The sequence below is a fragment of the Sporichthya brevicatena genome (assembly GCF_039525035.1).
Taxonomy (GTDB): Bacteria; Actinomycetota; Actinomycetes; order Sporichthyales; family Sporichthyaceae; genus Sporichthya; species Sporichthya brevicatena.
In genome coordinates this window covers 29,297-40,932 of record NZ_BAAAHE010000024.1, presented here as the reverse complement: position 1 = coordinate 40,932, position 11,636 = coordinate 29,297, and the positions used below count along the sequence as shown (strand labels likewise).

Here is an 11,636-nt window from a genome sequence, read left to right as displayed (position 1 = left end):
GACGATCGGTCAGTTACCGGTCTTGGAACCCTTCTCGCCACGGGTACGGGCGAGCGAGCGGTGCGCAGCCGCGACGACGGCGGGTGCGGTGATGCCGAACTGCTCGAACAGCGTGGCGTAGGGGGCGGAGGCGCCGTAGTGCTCGATGCCCACGACCTCGCCGCCGTCGCCGACGTAGCGCCACCAGCCCTGTGCGATGCCGGCCTCGACGGCGACGCGGGCCTGCACCCGCGGCGGGAGGACGGTGTCGCGGTAGGACTGGTCCTGGGCCTGGAACCACTCGACGCACGGCATGGACACGACGCGCGTCGGGACGCCCTCGGCCTCGAGGGCAGCGCGGGCCTCGACCGCGAGCTGGAGCTCGCTGCCCGTCGCGATCAGGATCAGGTCGGGCAGGCCGGAGCCGGCCTCGGCCAGGACGTACCCGCCGCGGGCGACGCCCTCGGCGGACGTGCCCTCCAGCGTCGGCAGGTTCTGGCGGGTCAGCGCCAGCGCGGCCGGACCGTTCGGGTTCTCGAGGATGGTCCGCCAGGCGGCGACGGTCTCGTTCGCGTCGCCGGGGCGGACGACGTCGAGGCCCGGGATCGCCCGCAGCGCCCACAGGTGCTCGATCGGCTGGTGCGTCGGGCCGTCCTCGCCGAGGCCGATCGAGTCGTGCGTCCACACGTGCACGACCGGCTGCTTCATCAGCGCGCCGAGGCGGACCGCGCCGCGCATGTAGTCGGAGAACACGAGGAAGGTGCCGCCGTAGGGGCGGAACGTCCCGTCGAGCGCGATGCCGTTCATCGCCGCGCCCATCGCGAACTCGCGGACGCCGAAGTGGATGTTGCGCCCGGCCGGGTCGGCGTTCTTCGCCGTCGACCCGACGGGCAGGAAGCTGGGCTCGCCCTCGATCCACGTGTTGTTGGACTCGGCGAGGTCGGCCGAGCCGCCCCACAGTTCGGGGACCACGGCGGCAATGGCATTCAGGGTCTCGCCGGAGGCCTTGCGGGTCGCGACGGACTTGCCCACTCCGAACTCGGGCAGCTTCGCCGCCCAGCCCTCGGGGAGCCGGCGGGCGCGCATGCGGTCGAGCTCGGCGGCGCGCTCGGGGTGGGCCTCGCGCCAGGCCTGGTAGCGGGTGTCCCACTCGGCGTGCAGTGCGCGACCGCGGTCGACGACGCCGCGGGCGTGGGCGAGGACCTCGTCCTCGACCTGGAAGGACTGCGCCGGGTCGAACCCGAGCACCTCCTTGGTCGCGGCGACCTCGTCCTTGCCGAGGGCGGAACCGTGCGACTTGCCGGTGTTCTGCGCGTTCGGAGCGGGCCAGGCGATGATCGAGCGCATCGCGATGATGCTCGGGGCGTCGTGGTGATCCCGGGCCGCCGTCAGCGCGGCGTGGAGGGCCTCGATGTCGTTCGCGTCGTCGACGCGCTGCGTGTGCCAGCCGTAGGCGGCGTACCGCGCGAGCACGTCCTCGGTGAACGCGACGTCGGTGTCGCCCTCGATCGAGATGTGGTTGTCGTCGTAGAGGACGACGAGGTTGCCGAGCTTCTGCGTCCCCGCGAGGCTCGAGGCCTCGGACGCGACGCCCTCCTCCATGTCGCCGTCGGAGGCGAACACGTAGACGGTGTGGTCGAAGACGCTCTCGCCGGGCGCGGCCTCGGGGTCGAACAGGAAGCGCGTGCGGCGGGCGGCCATCGCCATGCCGACCGCGGTCGCGACGCCCTGCCCGAGCGGGCCCGTCGTCGTCTCGACACCGGCGGTGTGGCCGTGCTCGGGGTGGCCCGGGGTCAGTGAGCCCCACTGGCGCAGGTGGCGCAGGTCGTCGAGCGTCAGCCCGTAGCCCGAGAGGTAGAGCTGCACGTACTGCGTCAGGCTCGAGTGACCGCAGGAGAGGACGAAGCGGTCACGCCCCAGCCAGTTCGGGTCGGTCGGGTCGTGCCGCAGCAGCCGCTGGTAGGTGAGGTACGCCGCGGGGGCGAGGCTCATCGCGGTACCGGGGTGACCGTTGCCGGCCGCCTCCACCGCGTCCATCGCCAGGATGCGGGCGGTGTCCACCGCACGCGCGTCCAGCTCCGACCACGCCGGGTCGAGACTGCTCTTCGACGGGCTCACTACGACGGTCTCCTCTCGGGAAGTTCCGACCTGACCCCGCTTCCCGGGGACCCTTCCGGCTGTCGACACGGGTGTTGACGCCGGTGTTGACTGGATGGAAACCGACCCTATCCGAGCCCTTCCCGAGGATGTGACGCAGCAATCGGCACCCGAGCGCCGGAGGGGTCGGGGCGCGGGGTTACAGTGAGTGCCGCTCGTCGCCGCCCGTTCGGAGCCGGCATGGGCGTGACCACCTTTGCGACCGCCCCCGAGGTACGAGTGACCACTGTCGATCTCACCCCCGCCACCGGGGTTCAGGTCACTGTCGGCCGACGTGGTTTCGGCGACACGGTCCGGGCCTACGTCGCCCTGACGAAGCCGCGCATCATCGAGCTGCTGCTCGTCACCACGGCGCCGGTCATGTTCCTCGCCGAGCGCGGTGTGCCGGACCTCTGGCTCGTGCTCGCCACCCTCGTCGGCGGGACGATGGCCGCCGCCAGCGCGAACGTCCTCAACTGCTACCTCGACCGCGACATCGACCTGCAGATGCGCCGCACCCGGCGCCGTCCGCTGCCGATGCACGGGGTCTCGGCGCGGGAGACGCTCGTCTTCGGCGTCGTCCTCGGGATCGCGGCGACGCTGCTGCTCGGCCTGGCCGTCAACTGGCTCTCCGCCGCGCTCGCGCTGGCCGCGAACCTGTTCTACGTCTTCGGCTACACGATGTTCCTCAAGCGGCGCACGTCGCAGAACATCGTCTGGGGCGGGGCCGCCGGCTGCTTCCCGCCGCTCATCGGCTGGACCGCCGTCACCAACTCCCTCGACTGGGCGCCGGTCATCCTCTTCCTGGTGGTGTTCTTCTGGACGCCGCCGCACTTCTGGGCGCTCGCCATGCGCTACAAGGAGGACTACGCCGCCGCCGGGGTCCCGATGCTCCCCGTCGTCGCCACCGAGCGCCGGGTCATCACCGAGATCACGATCTACACCTGGGCCACCGTCCTCTGCTCGCTGGCCCTGTGGCCGGTCGCGAACACCGGCTGGCTCTACCCCGTCGCGGCGGCCGTCTTCGGTGCGGTGATCCTCGCCGAGTCCCACCTCCTGCTCGCCCGCGTCCGCCGCGGCGTCACCGGCGTCCACCTCTCCCCGATGCGCCTGTTCCACCTCTCGAACAGCTACCTCGCCCTGCTGTTCCTCGTCATCGCCGTCGACGCGGTCCTCTTCTAGGCCCTCCCGGCCCCGCCTCGCCCCGGGCCGTAGGGGCGCGTCTTCTCCTGCCTGGCGCGCCCATCCCACGGCCTCGATAGGCGCGGCGCGCGGGAGAAGATGAGGCGAGGGTCTCGCCGGGGAGGGCCGTCCGGGGCGCGGACGGCTCCGGGGCCCGACCTACGATGACGTGGTGAATCCGCTGCAGGCCGCGCGCGCGTCCGAGCGCTTCCGGCCCGGGACCGTGGGCCTGCGGCGCCTGGCGCTGGCATCGATCGTGGCGAACATCGGGATCGTCGTGACCGGCGGCGCGGTGCGTCTGACCGGGTCCGGCCTCGGGTGCCCGACCTGGCCCCGGTGCCACGAGGACTCGTTCGTCCCGACCGGCGAGCTCGGTCTGCACGAGCAGATCGAGTTCGGCAACCGGCTGCTCACCTACGTCCTCGGCGCGGTCGCGCTCGCCACGCTCATCGGGGTCTGGCGCTCCCGGCCGGCCCGGACCGACCTGCGGCGCCTCGCGGTCGTCCTGTTCGTCGGCATCCCGGCGCAGGCGGTGATCGGCGGCATCTCGGTGCTGACCGACCTCAATCCGTGGGTCGTCATGGGCCACCTGCTGGTGTCGATGGTCCTCATCGGTCTCGCGACCGTGCTGTACCGACGGATCGGCGAGGGCGACGAACCGCCGGTCCGGGTCGTCGCGCCACGGGTGCAGCAGCTGGCGCTCGGCCTCCTCGCGCTGACCGCCGTCGTGCTCTACCTCGGCACGATCGTGACCGGCAGCGGCCCGCACGCCGGCGACGTCGACGCCCCGCGGACCGGCCTGGACACCCACCTGTTCTCGATGATCCACGCGGACACGGTTCTCGCGCTCGTGCTGGGCACCGTGGCGCTCAACGTCCTGCTCGTCCGGACCGCCGCTCCGCGCGAGCTGATCGTCGCCGCGCGGGTGATGCTCGGTGTCCAGCTGGCGCAGGGGCTGCTCGGCTACGTCCAGTACTTCACCGACCTCCCCGAGGTGCTCGTCGGGCTGCACATGCTCGGTGCCGGCTGCCTGGTGGTCGCGACGGTCCGGGTCGTGCTCGCGATGCGCGTCCGCGGCACGGTGTCCCTGCCGAGGCCCGAGTCCGAGGGCGCAGCGGTCGTCTCGGCCTGATCGCGCAGCGCGTCCGACTTCAGTTATCCACAGATCCCGAACCTTCGGTCGCGTAACCACGCCGCGGCGTTGTTGCCTCCTCCCCTCACCGTCATCCGAGGGGGTTCGCCATGGGACAGCGCCGCAAACAACGCGAGGCCGACGTGCTCGTGGGCGTCATCAGTTGGCAGGGGTCCGAGGCCGACCCCGCCGGGGTTGATCCCGAGCGTCCGGACGCGGACGTCATCCTCTTCGAGCCGCACCGGCAGACCCGGCGCCGCCGCGCCGCAGCGCCGCCGCGGCGCGCATGACATGCCCCCGCGGCCGTTCGTCCCGCCCGAGCTCACGGTCGGCCCGTTCCATCAGAACACCGCCTTCGCCGCCGGCCTGACCCGTCACCAATTGGCCTCGAAGTGCTGGGTCCGGCTGTTCCGGAGCGTGTACGTCCACCACCTGGTCGAGTTGACCGACGAGCTGCGCTTCGAGGCCCTGCGCCTCGCGGCCCCGGCCGACGCGGTGGCGACGGGTCTGACCGCCGCCTGGCTGTTCGGGGTATGGACGCCGCCGCCCGGCGAGACCGTTCCGCTCCACCTGGCCCTGCCCAACCGCGGCGAGTACCGGGAGGCCGGGGTGCGCACGAGCCGCCTCGTCGTCGACGAGGGCGACATCGGCACCTGGCACGGCGTGCCGGTCACGAATCCGGAGCGGACCTGCTTCGGCCTCATGACCCGCTCGTCGCGGATGGAGGCCACGGTCTGGGCGGACGCCTTCCTCTACCGGGGCCTGGTCACCAAGCACGGCCTGAACCGGTACGCCGACGAGCGGCCGCACTGGCCCTACGTCCGCAGGGTCCGCGCGGCGCTCGAACTGGCGCGGACCCGGGCCCGCTCGATGATGGAGTCCCGGCTCCGCCTGGTGATCGTGTACCGCGGCGTCGACGAGCCGCCGCTGCTCAACGAGCCGATCTACGGCCCCGACGGTGAGCTCCTCGGCATCCCCGACATGGGCTACCCGGTTCGCGTCCCGTTCGGTCTGGAGTACGACGGCGAGCAGCACCGGGAGCCCGACCACCACGCCGCCGACCTCGTCCGGGAGAACCGCCTGCTCGTGGTGGGCAACTATCCGCTCCTCCGCTACGGGGCTCTCGACGTCTACCGGTACGCCGACCGCACCGCCGCCCAGGTCGCCGCCATGCTCCGGCGGTGCTCGTGAACGCGCTCCGGCCTCAACTTCTCCTGCCTGGCGCGCCTATCAAGGGCGTGGGACAGGCGCGCCAGGCGGGAGAAGTTGCGTCCCGGGCGGGCCGGCTAGTCCCAGCGGAACCAGCGGGCGGCGGCGGTGAGGCTGAGGGCGGCCCAGACGGCGAGGACGGCGACGGGGGCCCAGGGGGTGGCGTCGGTGCCGGTGAGGACGTCCCGGAGGCCGGTGGCGAGGGCGGCGGCGGGGGTGAATTCGAGCACGTCCGCGGCGCCGCCGAACTTGTCGAGGGGGACGACGATGCCGCCGCACAGCAGCAGGACGAGGTAGACGAGGTTCGCGGCGGCGAGGGTGCCCTCGGCGCGCAGGGTGCCGGCCATGAGCAGCCCGAGTCCGCTGAACGCGGCGGTGCCGACCAGCAGCAGGGGCACGACCATGCCGACCGAGCCGACGGGGTCCCAGCCGAGGGCGAACGCGGTGCCGGTCAGCAGCACGAGCTGCAGCGCGATCACGACGAGCACCGAGAGCGTCTTGCCGGTCAGCAGGGCCCAGCGGGGGAGCGGGGAGACCGCCAGGCGCTTGAGCACGCCGTAGCGGCGTTCGAAGCCGGTCGCGATGGCCTGCCCGGTGAACGCGGTCGACATCACCGCGAGGGCGAGGATGCCGGGCGCGAGGAAGTCGATGCGGTCGAGGGAGCCGGTGTCCACCACGTCGGCGGCGGCGAACACGATCAGCAGCAGCGTCGGGATGATCACCGTCAGCAGCAGGTTCTCGCCGTTGCGGAGCATCAGCCGGGTCTCGAAGGCGGTCTGCGCCCGCACCATCCGCCCGACCGGCGCGGCACCGGGGGCGGGGGAGAAGTCGACGCTCATGTCCCCGACCCCGTCTGCGCCGGGCCCGGCGCACTCAGACCCCAGTTGGTCAGCTTCCGACCGGTCAGCTCGAGGAACACGTCCTCGAGCGACCGGCGCTCGACGGAGAGCCCGTCGGGCATGACGCCGAGGTCCGCGCACCAGGACGTGACGGCCGCGAGCGTCGTCGGGTCCATCGGGCCCGAGACCAGGTAGTGCCCGGGCGTCGGCTCGCTGGCCTCGGTGCCCTCGGGCAGGGCGCCGGTCAACGTCGAGACGGGCAGCCCGGGCGGCGCCGAGAAGGTCAGCGCGTTGCCGGCACGGGTGAGCTCGTCCGGCGTCCCCGACACGATCAGGCGGCCCTTGTCGACGATGTGGACGTGGTCGGCCAGCGACTCGGCCTCGTCCATCAGGTGCGTGGTCAGGACGACGGTGACGCCGACGTCGCGCAGCCCGGAGATCAGGTCCCAGGTCCGGCGCCGGGCGTGCGGGTCGAGGCCCGCCGTCGGCTCGTCGAGGAACGCGAGCTCGGGTCGGCCGACGAGCGCGAGCCCGAGCGCCAGCAGCTGCTTCTCCCCGCCGGACATCCGGCGGTACGTCGTGCGCCGCGCACCGTCGAGGCCGAGAAGCTCGACCAGTTCCTCGGGGTCGAGCGGGTTGGCGTGCAGGGCCGCCACGTGCCGGAGCATCTCGACCGGCTTCGCGCCGGAGTAGATCCCGCCGGCCTGCAGCATCACGCCCAGGCGGGGCATCAGAGCGGCGCGGTCGCGGCGGGGGTCGAGCCCGAGGACCTGCACGGACCCGGCGTCGGCGGTCCGCAGACCGGCGCAGATCTCCAGCGTCGTGGTCTTGCCGGCCCCGTTGGGACCGAGGACGGCGGTGATCGCCCCACGCTCGACGGTCAGATCGAGGCCGTCGACCGCGGCCCGCCCGCCGTAGCTCTTGCGCAGGCCGGCGATCGCGATGGCGGGCCCGGACACGGCGGTCAGTGTAGGGAGGGGGGTGGGGTCGGCCGTGCGGGTGATCCAGGTAAGGCAAGCCTTGCCTACTCCACCCTTCTGTGGTGAAGTTGACCCTTTTGGTTGGCGTCCCCGGCGAATTAGGTAACATCGACGTTGTGAAAACCGTCCGTGACCCCAACTCCGTGACCGAGGCGCCCGCGCGCGACCTCGGTCCGGTCGAGGACGTCACCGCCGGGACGCGCGAGAAGGTCGCGCGCGCGATCCTGGAGAACGGACGCTCGACCGCCGCCGACCTGGCCGCCCAGCTCGACCTCACGCCGGCCGCCGTGCGTCGTCACCTCGACGCCCTGCTCGCCGACGGGGTCATCGAGGAGGCCGAGCCGCGCGGGCAGGCCCACCGCGGCCGCGGTCGCCCGGCGAAGGTCTTCGTCGTCACCGACGCGGGCCGGCACCACTTCGTCCAGGCCTACGACGACCTCGCCGCGAGCGCCCTGCGCTTCCTGGCCGAGACCGCCGGGGTGCACGCCGTCGAGCAGTTCGCGGCCCGCCGGGTCGCGGAGCTCGAGGAGCGGTACCGCCGCGTCGTCGAGCAGGCGGACCCGGCCGACCGGCCGGCCGTCCTCGCCGAGGCCCTCTCGGCGGACGGCTACGCCGCGAGCATCAAGCCCGCCCCGGGCGGCGCGCTCGGCGAGCAGGTCTGCCAGCACCACTGCCCGGTCGCCCACGTGGCCGAGCAGTTCCCCCAGTTGTGCGAGGCCGAGACCCAGGCATTCGCCCGCCTGCTCGGCACGCATGTGCAACGTCTCGCCACCATCGCCCACGGCGACGGCGTGTGCACCACCTACGTACCAACGGTCGCAACCACCGGAAGGACCACCTCATGACCAGCACCGCCGACGCACTTGAAGGCATCGGCCGATACGACTTCGGCTGGGCCGACCCGGACGTCGCCGGCGCGAGCGCCCGCCGGGGCCTGAACGAGGACGTCGTCCGCGACATCTCGGCCAAGAAGAACGAGCCCGAGTGGATGCTCGACCTCCGACTCAAGGGCCTGAAGCTCTTCGAGAAGAAGCCGATGCCGACGTGGGGTTCCGACCTGTCGGGCATCGACTTCGACAACATCAAGTACTTCGTCCGGTCGACGGAGAAGCAGGCCACGTCCTGGGACGAGCTGCCCGACGACATCAAGAACACCTACGACCGGCTCGGCATCCCCGAGGCCGAGAAGCAGCGTCTCGTCGCCGGCGTCGCCGCGCAGTACGAGTCCGAGGTCGTGTACCACCAGATCCGTGAGGACCTCGAGGAGCAGGGCGTCATCTTCCTCGACACCGACACGGGTCTGAAGGAGCACCCGGAGCTGTTCCAGGAGTACTTCGGCAAGGTCATCCCGGCCGGGGACAACAAGTTCTCCGCGCTGAACACCGCGGTCTGGTCCGGTGGCTCGTTCATCTACGTGCCGAAGGGCGTGCACGTCGACATCCCGCTGCAGGCCTACTTCCGGATCAACACCGAGAACATGGGCCAGTTCGAGCGGACGCTGATCATCGTCGACGAGGACGCGTACGTGCACTACGTCGAGGGCTGCACCGCGCCGATCTACTCGTCGGACTCGCTGCACTCCGCCGTCGTCGAGATCATCGTGAAGAAGGGCGGCCGCTGCCGCTACACGACGATCCAGAACTGGTCGAACAACGTCTACAACCTGGTCACCAAGCGCGCCATGGCCCAGGAAGGCGCGACCATGGAGTGGATCGACGGCAACATCGGCTCCAAGGTCACAATGAAGTACCCGGGCGTCGTCATGACCGGCGAGCACGCCAAGGGTGAGGTGCTCTCGATCGCATTCGCGGGCGAGGGTCAGCACCAGGACGCCGGCGCCAAGATGGTCCACGCCGCGCCGCACACGTCGAGCTCGATCGTCTCCAAGTCGGTCGCGCGTGGCGGTGGCCGTACCTCCTACCGCGGCCTGATCAAGGTCCAGGAGGGCGCGCACCACAGCAAGTCCACCGTCCGCTGCGACGCGCTGCTCGTCGACACGATCAGCCGGTCGGACACCTACCCGTACGTCGACGTCCGCGAGGACGACGTGGCGCTCGGCCACGAGGCGACGGTCTCCAAGGTGTCCGAGGACCAGCTGTTCTACCTGATGAGCCGCGGCCTGTCCGAGGACGAGGCCATGGCGATGATCGTCCGCGGCTTCGTCGAGCCCATCGCCCGAGAGCTTCCGATGGAGTACGCCCTCGAGCTGAACCGCCTGATCGAGCTCCAGATGGAAGGGGCTGTGGGTTAGTGACCACCCCTGTTCTGAACCACCCCGTACCGACCGGCCGCGAGGAGGAGTGGCGCTTCACCCCGATGCGTCGCCTCCGTGGCCTGCACGACGGGACCGCGAAGGGCGACGGCAAGGTCGTCGTGTCCGTCGACGCCGGTGAGGGCGTGACCGTCGAGACCGTGGGTCGCGACGACCCGCGCGTCGGCAAGGTCGGCGCTCCCACCGACCGCGTCGCGGAGGCCGCGTTCTCCGCGGTCCAGACCGCCACCGTGGTGACGGTGCCTCAGGAACTGGAGCCGGGCCCGACGGTCATCACCGTCCGCGGCGAGGACGCCGACGGCGCCGCCTTCGGGCACATCGTCATCGACGTCAAGCCGTTCGCGGTCGCGACGGTCGTCCTCGACCACCTCGGTTCCGCCACGTACGCCGGCACCGTTGAGGTGCACGTCGGTGACAGCGCGAACCTGACGCTGGTCAGCGTCCAGGACTGGGCCGACGACGCCGTGCACCTCGCGCACCAGCGGATCTCGCTCGGTCGCGACGCGAAGGTGAAGGCCATCGCCGTCACTTTCGGCGGGAACCTGGTCCGCCTGTACCCGCAGGTGCACTACACGGCCCAGGGCGGCGACGCCGAGATGCTCGGCCTGTACTTCGCCGACGCCGGCCAGCACCTCGAGCACCGGCTGCGGATCGACCACACGGTGCCGAACTGCCGGAGCAACGTCGCCTACAAGGGCGCGCTGCAGGGCGAGAAGGCGCACACGGTCTGGATCGGGGACGTCATCATCGGCGCCGAGGCGACCGGGACCGACACCTACGAGCTCAACCGCAACCTGCTGCTGACGGACGGCGCCTCTGCGGACTCCGTCCCGAACCTGGAGATCTACACCGGCGAGGTCGCCGGTGCCGGTCACGCCAGCGCCACGGGCCGCTTCGACGACGAGCAGCTCTTCTACCTGCAGTCGCGCGGTATCCCGGAGGACGAGGCCCGCCGCATGGTGGTCCGCGGCTTCTTCGGCGAGATCATCGGCCGCATCGGGGTCCCGATCGTCCAGACCCGGCTGCTGCAGAAGATCGACGCCGAGCTCGCGAAGACCCTCAACTGACGGTCGGGGGCTCCGCCCCCGACGACCCCCGAAGACAACCGCAACTGATCGCCCATCAGAGAAGAGCTTCAAAGACATGAGCACCCTGGCTATCAAGGACCTCCACGTCTCGGTCGAGACGGCGGAGGGCGTCAAGGAGATCCTCAAGGGGGTCACCCTGACGATCAACGCGGGAGAGACCCACGCGGTGATGGGCCCCAACGGGTCGGGCAAGTCGACGCTGGCCTACACGATCGCGGGCCACCCGAAGTACACCGTCACGAGCGGCACCATCACGCTCGACGGCGAGGACGTCCTCGCGATGAGCGTCGACGAGCGCGCCCGCGCCGGTCTGTTCCTCGCGATGCAGTACCCGGTCGAGGTTCCGGGCGTGAGCGTCTCGAACTTCCTCCGCACCGCGAAGACCGCGATCGACGGCGAGGCACCCAAGCTGCGCACGTGGGTCAAGGACGTCAAGGGCGCCATGGACGCGCTGTCGATGGACCCGTCCTTCGCCGAGCGCAACGTCAACGAGGGCTTCTCCGGTGGTGAGAAGAAGCGCCACGAGACGCTGCAGCTGGAGCTGCTGAACCCGAAGGTCGCGATCCTCGACGAGACCGACTCCGGCCTCGACATCGACGCGCTCAAGGTCGTCTCCGAGGGCGTGAACCGGTTCCGCTCCGGCGGTGACAAGGGCCTGCTGCTCATCACGCACTACACCCGGATCCTGCGCTACATCGCGCCGGACTTCGTTCACGTCTTCGTCGACGGCCGGTTCGTCGAGGAGGGTGGCCCGGAGCTCGCCGAGCAGCTCGAGGCCGAGGGCTACGAGCGCTTCCTCGCCAAAGCCGGAGCCTGACG

11 protein-coding genes are annotated in these 11,636 nt (G+C 71.2%); 8 read left to right on the top strand and 3 right to left on the bottom strand.

The genetic code is table 11. The features are described from left to right. Positions 1-9: 9 nt before the first annotated feature. Positions 10-2,016, bottom strand: coding sequence for a transketolase (tkt, locus tag ABD401_RS14865; protein WP_425566160.1), 2,007 nt, complete (start codon positions 2,014-2,016; stop codon positions 10-12). Positions 2,017-2,316: 300 nt separating this feature from the next. Here tkt and ABD401_RS14860 point away from each other — a divergent pair, with 300 nt between their 5' ends. From ABD401_RS14860 to ABD401_RS14845, 4 genes are all read left to right on the top strand, one after another. Then, on the top strand, positions 2,317-3,297 hold the full coding sequence (locus ABD401_RS14860) for a heme o synthase (RefSeq protein ID WP_425566157.1): 981 nt from the start codon (positions 2,317-2,319) through the stop codon (positions 3,295-3,297). A gap of 172 nt (positions 3,298-3,469) precedes the next feature. Continuing rightward, positions 3,470-4,429, top strand: a complete 960-nt coding sequence (locus ABD401_RS14855; RefSeq protein ID WP_344606044.1) for a COX15/CtaA family protein — start codon at positions 3,470-3,472, stop codon at positions 4,427-4,429. Between the two features lie 110 nt (positions 4,430-4,539). Continuing rightward, entirely contained in the window at positions 4,540-4,719 is a 180-nt protein-coding gene (locus ABD401_RS14850; protein WP_344606042.1) for a hypothetical protein, read from the top strand. Between the two features lies 1 nt (position 4,720). Further along, positions 4,721-5,620, top strand: coding sequence for a type IV toxin-antitoxin system AbiEi family antitoxin (locus ABD401_RS14845; RefSeq protein ID WP_344606038.1), 900 nt, complete (start codon positions 4,721-4,723; stop codon positions 5,618-5,620). Positions 5,621-5,715: 95 nt separating this feature from the next. Here ABD401_RS14845 and ABD401_RS14840 read toward each other — a convergent pair whose 3' ends face one another. Both ABD401_RS14840 and ABD401_RS14835 read right to left on the bottom strand, forming a co-directional pair. Beyond that, positions 5,716-6,477, bottom strand: coding sequence for an ABC transporter permease (locus tag ABD401_RS14840; protein WP_344606036.1), 762 nt, complete (start codon positions 6,475-6,477; stop codon positions 5,716-5,718). Further along, on the bottom strand, positions 6,474-7,436 hold the full coding sequence (locus ABD401_RS14835; RefSeq protein WP_344606034.1) for an ABC transporter ATP-binding protein: 963 nt from the start codon (positions 7,434-7,436) through the stop codon (positions 6,474-6,476). The genes ABD401_RS14840 and ABD401_RS14835 overlap by 4 nt, the downstream gene beginning before the upstream one ends. A 137-nt stretch (positions 7,437-7,573) precedes the next feature. Here ABD401_RS14835 and ABD401_RS14830 point away from each other — a divergent pair, with 137 nt between their 5' ends. The 4 genes from ABD401_RS14830 to sufC all read left to right on the top strand — a co-directional run bounded on the left by ABD401_RS14830 (position 7,574) and on the right by sufC (position 11,634). Further along, a complete protein-coding gene (locus ABD401_RS14830; protein ID WP_425566156.1) occupies positions 7,574-8,302 on the top strand; it encodes a helix-turn-helix transcriptional regulator in 729 nt (242 codons plus the stop codon). Next, positions 8,299-9,708: a Fe-S cluster assembly protein SufB gene (gene sufB, locus ABD401_RS14825; RefSeq protein ID WP_344606032.1), complete on the top strand. Its 1,410-nt coding sequence runs from the start codon at positions 8,299-8,301 to the stop codon at positions 9,706-9,708. The genes ABD401_RS14830 and sufB overlap by 4 nt, the downstream gene beginning before the upstream one ends. Beyond that, complete coding sequence (gene sufD, locus ABD401_RS14820; RefSeq protein WP_344606030.1) at positions 9,708-10,796, top strand: Fe-S cluster assembly protein SufD; 1,089 nt, start codon at positions 9,708-9,710, stop codon at positions 10,794-10,796. The genes sufB and sufD overlap by 1 nt, the downstream gene beginning before the upstream one ends. Before the next feature lie 76 nt (positions 10,797-10,872). Next, a complete protein-coding gene (gene sufC, locus ABD401_RS14815; RefSeq protein ID WP_344606028.1) occupies positions 10,873-11,634 on the top strand; it encodes a Fe-S cluster assembly ATPase SufC in 762 nt (253 codons plus the stop codon). Positions 11,635-11,636: the final 2 nt, after the last annotated feature.